The 19,422-nt window shown below is 67.5% G+C and carries 15 protein-coding genes; 12 read left to right on the top strand and 3 right to left on the bottom strand.

The genetic code is table 11. The features are described from left to right. Window positions 1-137: 137 nt before the first annotated feature. From recC to HF886_RS12720, 4 genes are all read left to right on the top strand, one after another. Entirely contained in the window at window positions 138-3,428 is a 3,291-nt protein-coding gene (gene recC / locus HF886_RS12735) for an exodeoxyribonuclease V subunit gamma (RefSeq protein WP_169652481.1), read from the top strand. Window positions 3,429-3,442: 14 nt separating this feature from the next. Beyond that, complete coding sequence (locus HF886_RS12730) at window positions 3,443-6,772, top strand: UvrD-helicase domain-containing protein (RefSeq protein WP_346765358.1); 3,330 nt, start codon at window positions 3,443-3,445, stop codon at window positions 6,770-6,772. Continuing rightward, on the top strand, window positions 6,769-8,664 hold the full coding sequence (gene recD / locus HF886_RS12725; RefSeq protein ID WP_169652479.1) for an exodeoxyribonuclease V subunit alpha: 1,896 nt from the start codon (window positions 6,769-6,771) through the stop codon (window positions 8,662-8,664). The genes HF886_RS12730 and recD overlap by 4 nt, the downstream gene beginning before the upstream one ends. A gap of 75 nt (window positions 8,665-8,739) precedes the next feature. After that, complete coding sequence (locus HF886_RS12720; protein WP_169652570.1) at window positions 8,740-10,173, top strand: lipase maturation factor family protein; 1,434 nt, start codon at window positions 8,740-8,742, stop codon at window positions 10,171-10,173. Window positions 10,174-10,219: 46 nt separating this feature from the next. Here HF886_RS12720 and HF886_RS12715 read toward each other — a convergent pair whose 3' ends face one another. Next, the gene (locus HF886_RS12715; protein WP_169621579.1) at window positions 10,220-10,720 is read right to left on the bottom strand and encodes a hemerythrin domain-containing protein; all 501 of its coding nucleotides are present in this window, start codon (window positions 10,718-10,720) and stop codon (window positions 10,220-10,222) included. A gap of 129 nt (window positions 10,721-10,849) precedes the next feature. Then, entirely contained in the window at window positions 10,850-11,275 is a 426-nt protein-coding gene (locus HF886_RS12710; protein WP_169621580.1) for an ATP-binding protein, read from the bottom strand. A gap of 282 nt (window positions 11,276-11,557) precedes the next feature. Here HF886_RS12710 and HF886_RS12705 point away from each other — a divergent pair, with 282 nt between their 5' ends. The 4 genes from HF886_RS12705 (at window position 11,558) to HF886_RS12690 (ending at window position 14,700) form a co-directional block, all read left to right on the top strand. Next, the gene (locus HF886_RS12705) at window positions 11,558-12,031 is read left to right on the top strand and encodes a VOC family protein (protein ID WP_169621581.1); all 474 of its coding nucleotides are present in this window, start codon (window positions 11,558-11,560) and stop codon (window positions 12,029-12,031) included. A 58-nt stretch (window positions 12,032-12,089) separates the two neighbouring features. Then, window positions 12,090-13,421, top strand: a complete 1,332-nt coding sequence (locus tag HF886_RS12700) for an MFS transporter (protein ID WP_169652478.1) — start codon at window positions 12,090-12,092, stop codon at window positions 13,419-13,421. A 74-nt stretch (window positions 13,422-13,495) separates the two neighbouring features. After that, window positions 13,496-14,107: an ATP-dependent Clp protease proteolytic subunit gene (locus tag HF886_RS12695; RefSeq protein ID WP_169652477.1), complete on the top strand. Its 612-nt coding sequence runs from the start codon at window positions 13,496-13,498 to the stop codon at window positions 14,105-14,107. Then, the gene (locus HF886_RS12690) at window positions 14,104-14,700 is read left to right on the top strand and encodes an ATP-dependent Clp protease proteolytic subunit (RefSeq protein WP_169652476.1); all 597 of its coding nucleotides are present in this window, start codon (window positions 14,104-14,106) and stop codon (window positions 14,698-14,700) included. Before HF886_RS12695 ends, HF886_RS12690 begins: the two co-directional genes overlap by 4 nt. A gap of 1 nt (window position 14,701) precedes the next feature. Here the strand turns inward: HF886_RS12690 and HF886_RS12685 are convergent, their stop codons facing one another. After that, a complete protein-coding gene (locus HF886_RS12685; protein WP_169652475.1) occupies window positions 14,702-15,076 on the bottom strand; it encodes a helix-turn-helix transcriptional regulator in 375 nt (124 codons plus the stop codon). Between the two features lie 224 nt (window positions 15,077-15,300). On the opposite strand from HF886_RS12685, the gene HF886_RS12680 reads away from it, so the two are divergent. From HF886_RS12680 to HF886_RS12665, 4 genes are all read left to right on the top strand, one after another. Continuing rightward, window positions 15,301-16,698, top strand: a complete 1,398-nt coding sequence (locus HF886_RS12680) for a nucleobase:cation symporter-2 family protein (RefSeq protein ID WP_169652474.1) — start codon at window positions 15,301-15,303, stop codon at window positions 16,696-16,698. After that, the gene (locus tag HF886_RS12675) at window positions 16,679-17,734 is read left to right on the top strand and encodes an isopenicillin N synthase family oxygenase (protein WP_169621587.1); all 1,056 of its coding nucleotides are present in this window, start codon (window positions 16,679-16,681) and stop codon (window positions 17,732-17,734) included. Before HF886_RS12680 ends, HF886_RS12675 begins: the two co-directional genes overlap by 20 nt. Further along, window positions 17,731-18,492, top strand: coding sequence for an alpha/beta fold hydrolase (locus tag HF886_RS12670; protein ID WP_169652473.1), 762 nt, complete (start codon window positions 17,731-17,733; stop codon window positions 18,490-18,492). Before HF886_RS12675 ends, HF886_RS12670 begins: the two co-directional genes overlap by 4 nt. A 73-nt stretch (window positions 18,493-18,565) precedes the next feature. After that, the gene (locus tag HF886_RS12665; protein ID WP_169652472.1) at window positions 18,566-19,393 is read left to right on the top strand and encodes an ABC transporter ATP-binding protein; all 828 of its coding nucleotides are present in this window, start codon (window positions 18,566-18,568) and stop codon (window positions 19,391-19,393) included. The last annotated feature ends 29 nt before the right edge of the window (window positions 19,394-19,422 follow it).

Below are 19,422 nucleotides of genomic sequence, written 5' to 3'. Positions count from 1 at the left end.
CCTGCGAGCCAGGTCCCGCCTCGGGTCTCGTATGTGCGCTCAGGCGGTCCTCGCGTTCGACCTGCACAATCGTTGCGGTGTCCGTCGCGTGTGGTAAGCCGTAGCGACGACCGAGTCGACCACGAGGGGGCCCACGCGTGCTCACGCTGCACCGTGCCGAACGCACCGACATCCTTGCCGACGCGCTCGGCGAGTTGCTGACGGCGCCGCTCGCCGACCCGTTCGCACGCGACATCGTCGCCGTGCCCGCTCGCGGCATCGAACGCTGGCTCACACAGCGTCTGTCCACGGTGCTGGGCGCAACACACGGCGACGGCGTCGCCGCCAACATCGATTTCCCGTCCCCGTCCCGGCTGGTCGCGGAGGTGCTCGCCGCCGCGTCGGACACCACCGCCGAAGACGACCCCTGGCTCCACTCCCGAGTGTTGTGGACCGTGCTCGACGTCATCGACGACTCCGTCGGAGAGCCGTGGTGCGCCGCGCTGGCCCGGCACCTCGGCCACGGCGCCGACGACCATCGGGCGGGGCGCCGGTATGCGACCGCCGCACATCTCGCCGACCTCCTGCGCAGTTACGGACTGCAACGTCCGGACATGATCGCCGAGTGGGCGGCCGGACGGGACACCGACGGAACGGGCGCCCCGCTCGCCGACCACCTCCGCTGGCAGGCCGAACTGTGGCGTCGCGTGCGCGACCGCATCGGCACCGACAGTCCGTCCCAGCAACTCGGCACCCTGTGCGCGCGGTTGCGTGCCGAACCGGAGATCGTCGGCCTGCCCGGCCGCGTGTCGCTGTTCGGCCCCACCCGTCTCGACGCGGTGCAACTCGCGGTGGTCTCGGCGCTCGGTGCCCACCGCGACGTGCACCTGTGGGTTCCGCACCCGAGTCCTGCCATGTGGACTGCGCTCGCGGACGGAAAGACCCCGCTGTGTCGCGCCGAGGACGACAGCGCGCTCCGTGTCCGTCACCCGCTGCTCGCAGCGCTCGGACGTGACGTGCGCGAGTTCGAAAGGCGGTTGTCGGGCCTCGAGGCCACCGAGATCACCCACGCGGCCCCCGAGCCGCCCGCCACGTTGCTCGGCCGAGTGCAGTCGGACATCCGGGCGGACCGCGCCCCGGAGCCGGGCTCCGCGCAGGCGGACGGCACCGTCATGATCCACGCATGTCACGGACCGACCCGCCAGGTCGAGGTCCTTCGTGAATGTCTGCTGCACCTGTTCCAGGACGATCCCACCCTCGAGCCGCGCGATGTGGTCGTGATGTGCCCGGACGTCGAGACCTATGCCCCTCTCGTGCACGCCGCGTTCGGGCGGGGAGTGGGCGAGCACGCGGGGCACACGCTGCGGGTGCGACTCGCCGATCGTGGGCTGCGCCAGACCAATCCGGTCCTGTCGGTGCTCGACACCCTCCTCGGCCTCGCCGACGCCCGCGTCACGGCCAGCGAAGTGCTCGATCTCGCGGCCGCGGCCCCGGTTCGGCGCCGGTTCGGGTTCGACGACGACGATCTCGAACGGCTCCAGGAATGGGCTGCCGAGACCGGAGCACGCTGGGGACTCGGCACGTGGCAACGCCGCCCGTTCGGTCTTGCCGACTTCCCGCAGAACACCTTCGGGACAGCCCTCGACCGGATTCTCCTCGGCGTCGCCGCCGACGAGTCCGGCGGTGAATGGCTCTCCCTCGCACTGCCCCTCGACGACGTCGACAGCAACGACATCGATCTGGCCGGCAGGTTCGCCGAGTACATCGACAGGCTCACGGTGTCGCTGCTGGGGATCCGCGGTCCGCACCCGGCCGAGAAGTGGTCGGCCGCGCTCATGCAGGCGCTCGATCTGCTCACCGATGCCGCGCCCGCCGACGCATGGCAGCTCGCGCAGGCCCACCGTGAGATCGGTGCCGCTGTCGAGCACGCGGGCGGCGCGGAACTGCGGCTGGCCGATGTGCGCGCCATGCTCGCGAGCCGCCTCGCAGGACGCCCGACCCGAGCCAATTTCCGCACGGGTGAACTCACGGTGTGCACGATGGTGCCGATGCGGTCGGTACCTCATCGCGTGGTGGTGCTGCTCGGGCTCGACGACGACGTCTTCCCCCGCAATGCGCACATCGACGGCGACGATGTGCTTGCGCAGAATCCCTGTGTCGGAGAACGGGATTCCCGCAGCGAGGACCGTCAGCTGCTTCTCGATGCCATGATGTCCGCGACCGAGCGGGTTCTCTTGTTCTACACCGGCGCGGACGCGGTCACCGGTGCCGCACGGCCACCGGCTATTCCGCTCACGGAGATTCGCGACGTGATCACGACGATGGCCGGCACGACCGCCGACGACGAGGCGATCGTGCGCCGTCATCCGTTGCAGCCCTTCGATCCCCGCAACTTCCGGGCCGACGCCCCGTTCGGTTTCGATGCTGCCGAACTCGCGGGAGCCCGAGCAACACAACGGCATTCGCGCGATCCTGTAGCGCCGTCCGGTTTGGCGGTGGAGACGCTCGCTCCTCCGGTGCTCACGGACGTCGACCTCGACGACCTCGTCGCGTTCCTGGTTCACCCGAGCCAGGGCTTTCTGCGGCAACGCCTCGGCGTACGAATCCCCGAGCTGGACGAAGGCATCGTGGATGCTCTCGATGCCGAACTCGACCCGCTGGCAAAGTGGAACCTCGGCGACCGCATGCTCGAAGCGCGGCTGGCGGGAATGTCGGCCGCGGATTTCCGGGCAGCGGAGTGGCGCCGCGGCACGCTGCCACCGTATGCGCTCGGCGAGAAGGTGCTCGACGATGTGACGTACGAGGTCGAAGGCCTCGTCGCGGCATGTGCGCCGGTCCATGCCGGACGCGCACAGACCGTCGACGTCGTCTTCGATCTCGGGGACGGGCGCAGATTCACCGGCACAGTGAGCGGCGTGCACGGGACGGTCGTAGCCCGGAGTACGTACTCCAAGCTCGGTCCCAAACATCGACTCACCGCGTGGGTGCAGTTGCTTGCCGTTGCGGCGTCCGGCCGGCCGGGGCAGTGGCAGGCCGTCACCACCGGGCGAAGCCGCTCGCGGCTGCCGGCGTGGCGGTCCACCTTGCTCGCCCCCGCCGACGCCGCGGAACAACTGAGGCGCCTCGTAGACCTGCGCGACCGGGGACTGCGGACACCGTTGCCGATGGTGACCGGAGCGTCTTCCGAATATGCCGAGCGGCGGCACCGGGGCGACTCGGTCGAGATGGCGATCACCGCGGCGAGCCGGGCTTTCGGCGGTGCATTCGGCGACGGGCAGGATCGGCACGTGAGCTACCTGCACGGATCGGGAGTGACGCTCGGTGCTCTCACAGACCCGAAGCCTCTCGACGACGAACGTTCCTGGTTCGACGATCCCAGTCGTTTCGGTGTCCTCGCGCGCCGGTTGTGGGAGCCGTTGCTCGCGTCGGAGAATCAGGCCAGGCCGTGACGGAAGGAAATCTCGTGTCCGTATCGTCGTCGGCGACATCGAGCGTGTCCACCGCGAGTTTCGATCTGCTCGCCCCCCTGCCCGAGGGCACCACCGTCCTCGAAGCCAGTGCCGGTACGGGCAAGACCTACGCCATCGTCGGACTCGCGACGCGTTTCGTGGCCGAGGGTGTGGTCGACCTGTCCCAGCTTCTGCTGGTGACCTTCAGCCGTGCCGCAACCCAGGAACTGCGCGAACGTACCCGTAACCGGTTTGCGGAGGTGGCGACTGCTCTCGCGGACCCGGACACGGCCCGGGGGAGCGCCGATCCGCTGATCCGCTACCTCGCCGCCGACGACGTCCACGACCGCCGCGCGCGACTGCGTCAGGCGTTGTCGGATTTCGACGCGGGCACCATCTCCACCACGCACGGATTCTGTCAGAGGATGCTCGGTGAACTGGGTATCGCCGGTGAACGCGAGCCGGACGTCACGGTGGTCGAGAACGTCGACGACCTCACCGCCGAGGTGGTCACCGATCTGTACCTGCGCCGCTACGGGCGGAGCGAGGCACCGATCCGTTTTGCGGAGGCGAAGACCGCAGCACGCGCCGCGATCTTCGATCCCCAATCCGAACTGGCTCCCGAGGGCGCCGACGGCACTCCCGCGGGCGAGCGGGTGGACTTCGCGCGCGAGGTGCGGAGCGAGGTCGAGCACCGTAAACGGCGTATGGGGTTGCGTGACTTCGACGACCAACTCGCTCTCCTGCACCGCGTTCTGCTCGACCCCGACCACGGCGAGGACGCGTGTCGCCGTGTGCGCGACCGGTTCGGTGTCGTGTTGATCGACGAGTTCCAGGACACCGACCCCAAGCAATGGGAGATCCTGCGGCGGGCGTTCCACGGGCACTGCCGGCTCGTGCTCGTGGGCGACCCCAAGCAGGCGATCTATGCCTTCCGCGGCGCGGAAGTACTGAGTTACCTCGACGCAGTGTCCTCGTCGGACGCGCATTGCGAGCTGACCACCAACTGGCGCAGCGACGCCGACCTGGTGGCAGCGTGCGAGTACGTGTACGGCGGTGCGGCGCTGGGAGATCCGCGAATCGTCGCGAACCGCGTCGATGCCGCACAACCCAGATCCCGGATGACCGGTCTCGCCCCGATACGGCTGAGGCATCTGCCGCGTGCCGGCGCGGGCCCCCTCAACGACTGGGGATTCCCCAGGAACCTGGACGGGCTCCGGGCGCGTGTCGCCCAGGATGTCGCGGCAGATATCGTCAAGATCCTCGACAACGACGACGTCACAGTCGATCTCGGCCGTGGTCCGGAGCGTGTCGAGCCGGCTCACATCGCGGTGTTGCTGCGCAAGCACAAGCAGGTGTCCCTCGTCCACGACGCACTCGTGGCCGCCGGCGTGCCGTGCGTACTGGCCGGGGGGACGAGTGTGTTCTCCACCTCGGCGGCCAGGGAGTGGTTGTGGGTGCTCTACGCGCTGGAGCAGCCGCACCGGGCCGATCGCGTCCGGCTCGCGGCACTGACCCCGCTGCTCGGGCGCACCGTGTCCGACGTCGACGAACGCGGCGACGAACTGGTCGCCGAAATCGGCGGCTTGTTGCGCGAGTTGTCCGCGGTGTACATCCGATCGGGTTTCTCCGCGGTATTCGAACGCATCGGAGCGTACGGTGCGCTCGAGGCGCGACTGCTCGAGGAGCCGTCGGGCGAACGCCGGCTCACCGACCTACGGCACGTCGCACAGTTGCTCGAACATGCGGCGGCCGGTCAATCACTCGGTCTCGCGGCACTGACGCGGTGGCTCGAAGACAGGATCAACGACCCCGACGGCGGGTCGGCCGACCGCATCCGGCGTCTCGACAGCGACGCCGCGGCCGTGCAGATCCTGACCGTGCACGGCAGCAAGGGCCTGGAGTTCCCGGTCGTCTACGTTCCGTACGGCTGGGACGCCGCGAAGAATCCCGAGCCCGACAGACTCCTGCTCCACGAGAACGGACGTCGCATCCTCGACGTGGGCGGCAAAGGCAGTCCCGGCTACGCGGAACGCAAGCGCACGCACGACGAGGAAGAGGCCGGTGAAGAACTGCGACTGCTGTATGTCGCGGTCACCCGGGCGAAATGTCAGCTCACGCTCTCCTGGGCGCCGTCGACTCCCACGTCGCGCTCACCGCTGCACCGGTTGCTGTTCGCCCGCGAACCGGGCTCGCCGGAGTTGGCCGCGGAGGGTCGAGTGCCCCACGACGACGCGATGGCGGAGGAGTTCCACAGGTGGGCTGCCCCCGCGGGCGGACTGATCGCCGTCGAACCCGTGGGACAGTTCCCGATTCCCCACCTCACCTGGTCGGCGCCCCGGGAAGAATACGGCCGCCTCGCCGCGGCGAAGTTCGACCGGGTGATCGACGAAACATGGCGTCGCACATCCTATTCGGCGCTCACCGCCGCCGCGCACGACGAGCCGGGTGTGGGCAGCGAAGTGGAACAACCGGAGAAGGACGACGAGCCGGAAGAGGCTCCGCTCGTCGCCGCGGACACGGCCACCGAGGCAACAGTCGCGGGTATTCCGTCCCCGATGAACCATCTGCCCGGCGGCACGGTGTTCGGCACCCTCGTGCACGCGGTGCTCGAAGTCGTCGATACCTCGGCTGCCGACCTGGAAGCCGAACTCCGTGCCTGCTGCCGGGAGGTCGTCGCGCAACGGTTGTCGCAGATCGACGCCGACGAACTGGCCGGCGCGTTGCTCCCGGTGCTGCGCACCCCGCTCGGCCCGCTCGGCCGGACCCTCGCCGACTTCCGTCCCGCCGCCAGGCTCGCGGAACTGGATTTCGAATTGCCGTTGACCGGCGGTGACACCCCGGCGCCGATCACGGTCACGCTCGAGGGCGTGGCGAGCCTGATGCGCCGGCACCTCGCCCCCGGTGATCCGATGCTGCCGTATGCCGATGCGGTGCGACACCTCGAGCCGGTGCCGCTGCGGGGCTACCTCACCGGCAGTATCGACGCGGTATTGCGCACCCCCGAATCCCGTTTCGTCATAGTGGATTACAAGACCAACCGTCTCGCGCGGGTCGACGAACTGACCACCGCGCACTACACCCGTGAGGCGATGGCCGCCGAGATGATCCGTGCGCACTACCCGATGCAAGCCCTGCTGTACGCGGTGGCACTGCATCGATACCTGCGCTGGCGTCTGCCGGGATACGACCCCGAGGTGCATCTCGGCGGGGTGCAGTACCTGTTCGTCCGGGGGATGGCCGGCCCGGAAAGCCCACCCGGCAGCGGTGTCTTCGACTGGCAGCCTCCGGCCGCCCTCGTCGCCGATCTGTCGGACCTGCTCGCCGGAAAGGCCGTGTCGTGACAGATGCGCGAATAGCCCAGCGCGGCAAAGGCGCCCTCCGGACGTTCAACGAGGCGGGCGCCCTCGCCGCCGCGGACGTGCACGTCGCCGTGCGCCTCGCCACCCTCGGCGGGGAAACGGACACAGACGTGCATCTCGCTACCGCACTCGCGGTCCGCGCGGTGCGTGCCGGTTCCGTATGCCTCGACCTGACCCGCCTGCGTGATGTCACCGTGGAGGAGGACGAAAACGGGAACCCCCTGGTCGCTCCCGAAGACCTCCCGTGGCCGCGAGACGAGGACGTCCTCGCCGCCCTGCGCCGCAGCCCGCTCGTCGTGGGCGGCGGCCCGGGCACACTGCGCCCACTGCGTCTGGTCGAGACCGCCGACGGGCCGCTGCTGTACCTCGACCGGTACTTCCGGCAGGAGCAAACGATCCGGCGGGTCCTGGCCGAGCGTGAAGGCCGCTTCCCCGAGGTAGACGAGGAGCAACTCCGTTCGGCTCTCACGAACCTGTTCCGGGACCAGGCGGACCCGTCGCTTCCCGCTCCTGCCCCCGATCGGCAGCGTATCGCCGCCGCGCTCGCGGCCACCCATCTGACGACGGTGATCGCGGGTGGCCCGGGCACAGGCAAGACCCACACGGTCGCACGCATCCTCGCGTTGCTCACCACACTCCACGGGCGCGACCTGCGAATCGGCCTCGCCGCTCCCACCGGAAAGGCCGCGGCCCGCCTGCAGGAATCGGTGCGCGAGCAGGAAACCGAGCTGAAACTTCCTCCGGACCTCACGGCGATGACCCTGCACCGGATGCTCGGATGGCAACGCGGCCGCACCCGCTTCCGTTATCACGCCGGCAATCACCTGCCGTACGACGTGATCGTGGTCGACGAGACGTCGATGGTGTCGCTGACGATGATGTGCCGTCTGCTCGAAGCGGTGCGTCCCGACACGCGGCTGGTGCTGGTGGGCGATCCCGATCAGCTCGCGTCCGTCGATGCCGGTGCGGTGCTCGCCGACCTGGTCGGTCGGCCCATCACCGGCACGCTCAACCCGGTGTTCGAGCGTGCGGTCCCGCACGACCTCGCGGTCCCACGCGATCTTGCCGCCCCCGGTGATCTGGCAGAGCGCGGACTGAGCGTCAGGGAACACGCACGGTTGCGCGGCGGTGTGGTGCGTCTGAGCCGGGGACGACGCTTCGGCGGTGCAATCGCAGAGTTGGCGACCGCGGTCCGCCAGGGCGACGGCGACAAGGTCATGCAGATCCTCGGGAGCAGCAGCCCCGAGGTGTCGTTCGTGAGCCCGTCGGATCTCACCGCACTGAGAGCCGACGTGGTCCGGTCGGCCGAGGAGGTGACGGCGGCAGCAGAGCGCGGCGACGTCGCCGCAGCACTCGAGCGGTTCGAGAGCCATCGGTTGCTGTGTGCGCACCGCGACGGCCCGGCGGGCGTGAAACGGTGGGCACGCCAGGCCACCGAATGGATCGGGGCCGCCACCGGACGCTATCTCGATCCGGAACGCTGGTATCCCGGACAGCCGTTGCTCGTCACGGCGAACGACCACGACATGCGCATCTACAACGGTGACACCGGCGTGGTCGTCCGGCGCGGAGACGAACTCGTCGCGGCTTTCGCGCGAGGGGAGGAGCCCTATCTGCTGCACCCCAGCCAGTTGTCCGCCGTGAACACGGTCTATGCGATGACGATTCACCGCAGCCAGGGCAGTCAGTACGGCACGGTGTCGGTGGTGTTGCCCGAAGCGAAGTCCGCGCTCCTCACCCGGGAACTGCTCTATACCGCGATCACCCGGGCTCGCGTCCACGTCCGGGTCATCGGTACCGAGGAATCGGTACGCGCCGGCGTGGCACGGCAGGTGCTGCGAGCGAGCGGTCTACGTCGGGAAATCCCGGCGTAGTCGTCCCGCCCGGCTCCGGCGGTGCCATGCTCGTACAGGTGGACGGGGACAGCGGAGCGGACACGGGCTGACGTGATGGAGTGGGCGGCGGCGGACGGTTACACGATCGGGCGGCTTCTGGTCACCCGCGGGCTCGCCGCGCTGTACCTGGTCGCATTCCTTGCCGCACTTCTGCAGTTCCGGGCGCTGATCGGTACGCGAGGACTGCTTCCGGTGCCCGACTACCTGGCCGCACGCAGTTTCAGGAGTTCGCCGAGTCTGTTCCATTTCCGGTACTCCGACCGTCTTTTCGCGACCCTCGCCACGGTCGGCGCGATCCTGGCGGCGCTCACGCTCGTCGGGTTCACCGAGCGGATGCCGTTGGTCGTGTGCATGGGCGTCTGGTTCGTGATGTGGGCGTTCTATCTGTCCATCGTCAACGTCGGCCAGGCGTGGTATTCGTTCGGCTGGGAGTCGCTGCTGCTCGAGGCGGGTGTCCTGGCGATCTTTCTCGGCAACGCCGACGTCGCACCGCCGTTTCTCGTGCTGATCCTCATGCGCTGGGTGCTGTTCCGGGTGGAGTTCGGGGCCGGGCTGATCAAGATGAGGGGCGATCCGTGCTGGCGCGACCTGACCTGCCTGTACTACCACCACGAGACACAGCCGATGCCCGGACCGCTGAGCCGCTGGTTCCATCTGCTGCCCCGGCCCGTGCACAAGGTCGAGGTGGCCGGAAATCACGTCACGCAACTGGTGGTTCCGTTCGCGCTGTTCCTCCCGCAGCCTGTGGCCGGAATCGCGGCCGCGGTGATGATCCTGACCCAGTTGTGGCTGGTGGCCAGCGGCAACTTCGCCTGGCTCAACTGGATCACCATCGTCCTGGCGTTCTCCGTACTGCCGGACGAGTTCTACGCCCGGTTCATCCCCGTGGAAACGGACTACGGGCCGACCCCGCTCCCGTTCACGGTGGCGGTGGTGGCCCTGACGGTGGTGACGGTGGTGCTCAGTTACCGCCCGGCCCGGAACCTCGCGTCGAAGCGGCAAGCGATGAACGCGTCGTTCAATCAATGGCATTTCGTCAACGCCTACGGGGCCTTCGGGAGTATCACCCGGACCCGCCGTGAGGTGATCGTGGAGGGGACGGCGGACCGGGTGGACACGCCCGCTACCGAATGGCGGGAGTACGAGTTCAAGGGAAAACCGGGGGATGTGCGGCGGCGGCCCCGCCAATACGCTCCGTACCACCTCCGCCTCGACTGGCTGATGTGGTTCGCCGCGATCTCGCGGGACTACGCCGCCCTCTGGTTTCCCCGCTTCGTGCGCAAGCTACTCGAAAACGATCGGGATACTCTGAAGCTGCTGCGGCACAACCCGTTCCCTGATCAACCGCCGGTTCGTGTCCGGGCGCGGCTGTTCCGGTACCGCTACGCCACTCGAACGGAGCGCAGGGCGACCGGAGCGTGGTGGGTGCGCGAGCCCGTCGCAGACTTCATGATGCCGATGGCGTTGTCGGACATGCAGATGCCGTGACGGGACGGGATACGGTCCGCGCGCCGCGTGCCAGGAGACGACTGCGCTAGGAGGCGACCGCGTCCACGGCTTTCTTCAGTGCCGACGGCTGCGCGGGTGATGTGGGCGCCTTCTCCTTGCATTCGAGAAGTTCCGCCCCGATCTCCTGCAACGTCTTACGGCCGAGGCTCTCGCGTACCTGCGGGAACCACTCGTCCTCTTCTTCCTCGATGTGGTGCTCGACGTTCTCGATCAGCACGGTGGTCTTGGCATCGAAACGTTCGTCGTCGGGCGACATCGCAGCGAGTTCGGAGATGAGCACATCGGCGACGTGGTGTTCTTCGTACGACTCGAGGACGTCGTCCTCGAGGTCGGGGACGAGGTCACGAACCCGCGGATACAGCACCTCGTTCTCGATGTAGGTGTGGACCGTCAACGCTGTGATGATCTTGTCGACGATCGCGGATTTGGTCTTGACCGCGTTGTCGCCGGCGCTACGGAAATCGCGGAACAACTTCCGGATCTCCTTGTGGTCGTTCTTCAGGATGACGAGCGCATCGGTGGACATGGACACCTCGTAGGATCGGGCCCGCCGGCGGGTCGGCAGTGGCGCAGTACCGGCCGATATACCCGAGCTCGACTGGGCGCAAACACTTCCCACCGAGGCCGACCGGACGTCGCGGTGACGAGACCCGCGCTACAGCGACCAGTGGATGGTGACGTGCGTGCCCTGCGGGCTCGGGGTGATGACCACGTCGGTCGCAAGACCGCGTATCAAGGCAAGACCGTGGCCTCGCGAGCTGGGGGACCCGTCGGCGTCGTGCCAGCAACCGTGGTCTGCAACCCGGACCTCGAGAACATGATCGAGGGGCAGATATGTCGCCTCGAAGTCGAGGGAAGCGGACGCGTCACCGGGGTCGTATGCGTGTTCCACCGCGTTGGCCAAGGCTTCGTAGCTTGCCAGCACGACATCGTGCTTGCGGTCGTCGTCGACATCGAGCTGCTCGAGCCATTGCCGCACGGCACGACGGAGATCCGAGATGTAGGCGGGATCGGCGCGGACACCCCTGAAGAAGATCCCCCCGGACGCGAAGGATGCAGTGCCGTTGCTGTCCGTCAGCATCGGAGACCCACTCGGACGGCGGACAGCGGTCCGGCTGCCGGCACACCGGGTTTCCCCTGCGTACACACTGCGAAGCCGGCTGATTCGGAGGCACTCTTGGGCAACTGCACGCAGCAGGCATACCCCACCGGATGCATGAATCCACATCCTGATGATCACGAAAGAAACATTGTTGTGACTCCGGTGATGATTTCCGTCGCCGTTCCGGGTCGTACTCCATGAATGGTGGCCACAGCGGACCACCGTCGACACCGAAGACAGACCGTCCGGGAAGGAAACACCATGCCCAAGATCACGCCGTGGTTGTGGTTCGACATGAATGCCGAGGACGCCGCACAGTTCTATACGACGGTGTTCCCCAACTCGCGGGTCGGAGAGATCACGTACTACGGGGAAGGGGCTCCGGTGCCCGAGGGCACGGTGATGTCCGTGGAGTTCGTCCTCGACGGCCAGGTGTTCTACGGGCTCAACGGCGGCCCACAGTTCCCCTTCAACGAGGGGGTGTCCTTCCAGATCGACTGTGCTTCCCAAGACGAAGTGGACCACTATTGGACCGCCCTGACCGCCGACGGCGGAAAAGAGTCGCAGTGTGGCTGGCTCTCGGACAAGTACGGATTGTCCTGGCAGGTCGTGCCGCAGCGGCTCGACGAACTGCTCGGCTCCTCAGACCGGGCCGCGGCCCAACGCGTGACCGACGCGTTGCTGACGATGCGGAAGATCGACGTGCCGACGCTCGAGGCCGCAGCGCGGGGATGAGACCCCGTAGGTGCCCGACCGTGCCTGCCCGGCGCGGTGCCGTGTAATTTTCGCGGTTATGCCCACACGCACGCAGCGCCTGGATGATTTGCCGTTCACCGGCAGGCACGGCCGTCTCCTCGCCGGTTCCGGCACCGGCTGGGCGCTCGACGCGATGGATGTCGGCCTGATCTCGTTCGTCATGGCCGCGCTCGCGGTGCAGTGGGATCTGTCGTCGACGCAGTTGTCCTGGATCGGGTCGATCGGCTTCGCCGGGATGGCCATCGGTGCGTCGGTGGGTGGACTGCTCGCCGACCGGATCGGCCGTCGTCAGGTGTTCGCTACGACTCTGCTCGTGTACGGGCTCGCGACCGGCGCGGCGGCGCTGTCGACCTCGGTGGCGATGCTCATCGCCCTCCGGTTCGTCGTGGGTCTGGGGCTGGGCGCCGAACTTCCGGTCGCCTCCACACTCGTCAGCGAATTCGCGCCCCGCAAGATCCGCGGCCGGGTGGTCGTCGCGCTCGAAGCGTTCTGGGCCGTGGGCTGGCTTCTCGCGGCGCTGATCGGGTACTTCGTCGTGCCGCTGAACGACGACGGGTGGAGGTGGGCGCTCGCTGTCGGCCTCGTGCCCGCAGCGTATGCGCTCGTCGTCCGGTTCGGGATGCCCGAATCGGTGCGGTTTCTCGAGAGCAAGGGTCGATACGACGAAGCCGAAGCGATCGTCCGCGAATACGAGGAGTCGGCCGGGCGCGCCACCACCGCCCCGGATTCACAAGTCTCGCCGCCGGACTCCGGTGAACCCACCGCACCGACGGACACCGGCCGGCGGGTCTCGATCTGGGCTCCGAACCTCCGCGCGCGCACCGGCGCGCTGTGGATCGTCTGGTTCGGCATCAATCTGTCGTACTACGGTGCGTTCATCTGGTTGCCGAGCCTGCTGGTCGCCCAGGGGTTCGACCTCGTCACCTCGTTCGGCTACACACTGATCATCACCCTCGCGCAGTTGCCCGGCTACGCCGTAGCCGCATGGCTGATCGAAGTGTGGGGACGGCGCGCAACCCTCGCGACCTTCCTCGCCGGTTCCGCAGTGGCCGCGGCACTGTTCGGTCTCGCCGAGACGCCGGGGACCGTCATCGCGGCAGGGATGGCACTGTCGTTCTTCAACCTCGGTGCGTGGGGCGCACTGTATGCGATCGGCCCGGAGCTGTATCCGACACCGGTCCGCGGCTCGGGCACAGGTTCGGCGGCCGCATTCGGGCGACTCGCGTCGATCGTCGCGCCGCTGCTCGTGCCCCTGTTGCTCGACTCCGGCGGCAATGCATTGGTGTTCGGTGTGTTCGCGGCGTCGTTCGTCGTGGCGGCATGTGCGGCGATCACACTTCCCGAAAAGGCCGGAACCGTTCTCGAATAGGATTGCCCCGGTGCTCGTCTGCCGTGAGCGGACAAAGCCGCTGCCGCGTTGCCCGATCCGGCGAAGGTGGATCCATGACCATTCCACCGCCCCCACAGACCAACTACCGCGACCAACTCGCCGACAGGCTCCTCCGTCAGCGCATCGTGCAGATCACCGGCGAAGTGAACGACGAGACGACCGAGCGTGTCTGCTCGGAACTGGTCCTCCTCGCCTCCGCCGACGACCGCCGGGACATCGTCCTGCACATCAACTCACCCGGCGGGTCCGTGCACGCCGGGCTGGCGATCTACGACACGATGATGCTCGTGCCCAACGACGTGGCAACCGTCGCCGTGGGATTCGCCGCCAGCATGGGCCAGGTCCTGCTGGCTGCCGGAACCAAGGGCAAACGGAGTGCACTGGCGCACAGCCGCATCATGATGCACCAGCCGTCGGCCGGATTTGCGGGCACTGCCGTCGATATCGAGATCCAGGCCGAGAACCTCGAATACATGAAGCGCCAGTCGCAGCAGATTCTCGCCGAGGCCACCGGCCGATCCGTGGAGGAGATCGAGCGGGACAGCGACCGGGACCGCTGGTTCACCCCGGATCAGGCACGTGAGTACGGGATCATCGACGCCGTCGCCGCGTCGTTCGCCGAACTCGCGCCGTTCGGCGCGGGCCGACCGATCGGACTGTCATGAGCACCTACACGATCCCCAACGTCATCGAACGTACGCCGGCGGGGGAACGCTCGTTCGATGTCTTCAGCAGGCTCCTCAACGAGCGAATCGTCTTTCTGGGAACCGAAATCGACGACGGTGTCGCCAACGTCGTGATGGCACAGCTGCTGCATCTCGAAGCCGAGACCCCCGATCTCGAGATCGGCCTCTACATCAATTCGCCGGGCGGATCGTCGACCGCGATGCTCGCGATCTACGACACCATGAAGTTCGTGCGGGCACGCGTCGCCACGTACTGCATGGGCCAGGCGGCCTCGGCGGCGGCGGTGCTTCTCGCCGCCGGCGCACCGGGACGGCGGCACGTGCTCGCCCACTCCCGGGTGCTGCTGCACCAACCGTCGGCGCAAGGGCAGGGCACCATCTCCGATCTCGCGCTGCAAGCCGCAGAAGTGATGCGCGTGCGGGCGCAGACCGAGAACATCCTTGCCGCGCATACCGGACGCGATGTGGAGCAACTGCGCCGAGACACCGACCGCGACCGCATCTTCTCGCCCGAGGAGGCCGTGTCGTACGGACTGGCCGATCACGTCCTGCTCGAGCGGGACGGCTTCTAGCTCACGCCGCGCACAGTTCGATGCCGCCGCTCCGGGGCGCCCGGAGCGTGCGGTGCGCGGTCATCCGGCGGATCCCCCGGCCGAGCAACTGCTCTATCGGCAGTTCCAGCGCGTCACACACCGACCGAAGGATCTCCGACGATGCTTCCTTGCGGCCGCGCTCGACCTCCGACAGGTACTGCTTCGACATTCCGACGGCACGGGCGACATCGTCGAGGCTGCGATCCTGGTCGCGGCGCTCGTCACGCAGGATCTCGCCGTAGATCTGCCGGAGCAGTGCAGGTTGCGGCGCCTTGGCGCGCGGCTCGGGCCGCCGGGACGTGCGCGTGGCGCGGGCGGCGGCCAGATCGACGACCGAGTCCTGCTTCGGATCCATGGCGTCATTCTGCTCCCACGACCGCCCGTGCGTTCCGGGTTCAGCTGTCGATGAACACTCTCCGCGGCCGGACACTGTTCGTCGTGCCCGAGCGTCGGGCCGGTATTTCCGCGGTGAGATTGTCCTTACCTACGCGAAACATGAGGACTCGAGCCGGAAAACTTCGGGCCCCAGGATGTATCCGGCAGCGTATACAGCCCCGCATACGAATTGGGAGCGAGCAGATGACCTCACCGCACCCCGTAGACACGAGACTGCCGTTCTTCCGGCAACTTGCCTTCGGTATCCAGCACGTCCTCATCATGTACACCGGTTGCATCACCGTCCCGCTCGTGTTCGGCGCGGCGGTCGGACTCGACAGCGACACCATCGCGATGCTCATCAGCGCTGATCTACTCATCGCCGGTCTCATCACCATCGTGCAGAGCCTCGGGGTGGGGAAACTCGCCGGCGTGCGGCTTCCGATCGTCTGTGGCGCCACCTTTGCGGGTCTCACTCCGATGATCCTGATCGCCGAGGAATACGGGCTTCAGGCGGTCTACGGTTCCATGCTGGTCGGCGGCATCATCGGTCTCGCACTGGCCTGGCCGTTCGCCACGATCATCCGGTTCTTCCCGCCTCTCGTGACCGGTGCCGTGCTCACTGTCGTCGGGATCTCACTGATCGGTGTCGCCGGTGGGCTGATCGTCGGCAGCGATCCCTCTGCTCCGTCGTACGGTTCGCCCGCGGGCATTCTGCTCGCCGTCCTGGTCATGGCCGTCGCCATCGGATTTCTCTGTCTCGGCCGCGGCATCTGGGCCCAACTCGGTGTGCTGATAGCGCTCGTCGTCGGTACAGCGGCCGCCGTACCGCTGGGAATGATCGACCTCAGCGGCGTCGCAGGCTCGTCCTGGGTGGGCCTGCCGTCACCGTTCCACTTCGGGGCGCCCGAATTCCCGATCACCGCAGTCGTCGCGATGAGCATCGTCATGGCGGTCGTGTTCGCCGAGTCCACCGCGAGCATGCTCGCCGTCAGCGAGATCACCGGCAAACGAGTGTCGAAGGGGGACATCGCACGCGGCCTCGTCGGCGACGGCGCATCTGCCGTGCTCGGCGGTATCTTCAACGCCTTCGTCGATACCGTCTTCACCCAGAACGTCGGTGCCGTCGCCACCACACGGGTGTACAGCCGCTACGTGACCGCGACGTCGGGAGCGATCCTGGTGGTTCTCGGCGCGCTGCCGAAGGTGAGTGCGGTCGTCGCGGGCCTGCCGAAGCCCGTGGTCGGCGGTGTCGGGCTGATCCTGTTCGCGACCGTCGCCCTGGTCGGCATCAACACCTTGCGGTCGGTGGACCTGTCCGACCGCATCAACTCCACCATCGCCGCGGTCGCGGTCGGCGTGGGTCTGCTGCCCGAACTATCCGAAGGACTATTCAGCAGGTTCCCGTCCGCAGCGCAGATCCTGCTCGGCAGCGGTATCACCCTGGCTGCCATCACCGCCTTCTCGTTGAACCTGCTCTTCAACCACACGCGGCTCGGGCGCATGGCACGTGCCGCGTCCGGCCCTGGTACGCCGGCCCCCGAGACCTCGGCCGATCTTCCTTCACCCGTAGGAGTGGTACGTGAGCCCGCAACCGTCTGAGCCGTTCGAGGTTCCCGCCGTCGACATCGACCCGTATGTGAGGGGTGGCAGCGCCGACGAGCGTGCCGCCGTCGCCCGAGCGGTCGACGATGCATGCTCGCGGGTCGGCTTCATCCAGATCCTCGGCCACGGCATTCCGGAGACGGCGATCGCCGGACTCACCTCCGCCGTCGACGACTTCTTCGGTCTCTCGATGGAGGTCAAGCGCGAGTATCGGGTCGAAGGAGCGAACCGCGGCTACAGCCCGCCGAAAAGCGAGTCGCTCAGCCTGAGCCTCGGTGTCGAGTCCGCGAGTCGCATGAACGACTTCTTCGAGGCATACAACGTCGGAACCGAAGCCCGGTCCTTCCCGGACCTGGACCTGTCCGAAGACGACTACGGACTCAACCTCTGGCCCGACGTGCCCGGCTTCGAAGACCGGGTGCAGGCGTACTACGCCGAGGCCGGCCGGGTCGCCCGCACCCTCACGCGCATCTTCGCCGACGCGCTCGGCCAATCACCGGACTTCTTCGCCGACCTGACCGATCACTCGATCGACGTGCTGCGGATGAACAACTACGCCCTGCCCGAAGGCACCGTGAACCTCGACGGCGACCTCACGGGCATGGGGGAGCACACCGACTTCGGGATCGTCACCGTGCTGTGGGCCGATCGGGTTGCGGGTTTGCAGGTGCTGGGCAGCGACGGCATCTGGCACGACGTGTCCCCGTCGCCGGGAGCGCTGCTCGTCAATCTCGGCGACCTCACCGCCCGCATCACCGACGATCACTGGATGTCCACGTTGCATCGGGTCAAGCCTCCCGTCGTGGACGGTCGCATTCAGCGTCGTCGTTCGGTGGCCTACTTCCACGACGGCAACGTCGACGCGGTCGTCTCCACCTTGCCGGAGTATGCGGGTCCCGATCCGTACGAACCCGTCGTCGTGCGGGACCACATCAAGGCGAAGCTTGCCGGCTCCCGGCACGGCACGAAGAACACCGCGGCAGAGCGGGAAGCGGCGCGGGTGCTCGCCGCAGCGGGGGAGAACCGATCGTGAGCCATGTCGTCCTCGTTCACGGGGCGTGGGCGGGTAGCTGGGTCTGGGACACGGTGACGGAACCACTGACCGCGGCAGGGCATGCACCGCACGCGTTGTCGCTGCCCGGGGTGGGCCGGTGGGCCGACCGCGATGTCACGCTCGACGACGTTGCCGGACACGTCGCCGAGTACGTGGCCGGACTCGAAGGCACCGTGTTCGTCGTCGGGCACTCCGGCGGTGGCATCGTTGCGACACAGGTCGCGGAGATGATGCCCGACCGTGTCGCCGGAGTCGCGTACGTGGCGGGAATGATGCTGCCGTCCGGCGTCGACTTCGGGCAGTTGTGCGACGGTCTGGGACTCGAACCGCCGGTGGGGATTTCGAAGTGGTTGCAGGTCACGGCCGACGGTCGCGGAACCGTGGTGCCGCCCGAAGCCGCTGCCGCAGTCTTCTTTCACGAGGCCGACGCCGTCGATGCGATGGAGGCGGCGCGCAGACTGCGTCCGCAACTCGAGGCTGCGCGGCTCATGGCGCCCATCTGGACGGCGGATCGATTCGGATCGCTGCCGAGGCTGTACATCGAGGCGCTACGCGACCGTTCGGTCCCACTCGCCGCGCAGAGGGAGATGCAGCGGCTCGTTCCGGGAGCGACGGTCGTGAGCCTGGACACCGACCATGCCCCCCAGTTGTCCGCGCGCACCGAGCTTGCGCGGGCACTCGTGGAGTGGTGTTCGGCCGTGCTACCTGCAGCAACCGTGTCAGTGGGGTCGCGGTAGGACGGCACTGCCCGGTTTCGGTTGCAGGGGCCGCTTGTTTGCTGCCCTACCTTCCGGTAGGTAGTCTGGTTTCGTGCCTACTTCACCCGCGATCGAAATCCACGCCCTGACCAAGTCCTACGGTGACCGCGTCGTCCTCGACGACGTGTCGGTCGATGTTGCCCGCGGTAGTCGCACGATCGTCCTCGGCCCCAACGGCGCAGGAAAGTCCACCCTGCTGGAGATCATCGCGACTATCCGTACCCCGACCTCGGGAAGTGTTCGCATCGAAGGCCACGACTCCCGCGAACACCTGCGGGACGCACGACGTTCGATCGGACTCACACCCCAGTCGAATGCGCTCGATCCCCTTGCCACCCCGACGGAGATCTTCGAGTTCCAGGGCTTCGCGCTCGGAATGGGCCGGCGAGGCGCACGCGAACGCGCGCGCGAACTCGTCGAACTGTTCGGCCTCGGAGAACACAGCCGCAAACGAATCGCGCAGCTGTCGGGCGGCACCCGGCGCAAGGTCGATCTGGCGGTCGCGCTGATAGGCGAACCGCCCGTCATCGTTCTCGACGAACCGACAACCGGACTGGACCCACTCGCCCGTCTGGATTTCTGGAACGAGTTGACGCGACTGAACGACAGCGACCCGAACCGCACTCTTCTGATCTCGACGCAGGACCTGCACGAAGCGGAGGTCCTCGCCACGGACATCGTGGTGCTCCGGGAGGGCCGTGTCGTCGCGCACGACACGCCCGACACTCTCAAACGACGGGTCGGTGAGCGCACTCTCACTCTCGGATTGGCGAACCGGGCCGCCGCGCAGCACCTGATCACTAAGTCTCGTACGGCATTTCAGGCGGAGCCTCGGATAGTGCCCCGTGGAGTGGTGGACTTCGGATCGGCTCTGCAGTAGACGTAGTGATCAACGAGTCGTGCTGGATA

It is taken from the genome of Rhodococcus sp. 105337 (assembly GCF_012844225.1).
Lineage (GTDB): Bacteria > Actinomycetota > Actinomycetes > Mycobacteriales > Mycobacteriaceae > Rhodococcus.
This window is presented reverse-complemented; position numbering and strand designations above follow the sequence as displayed.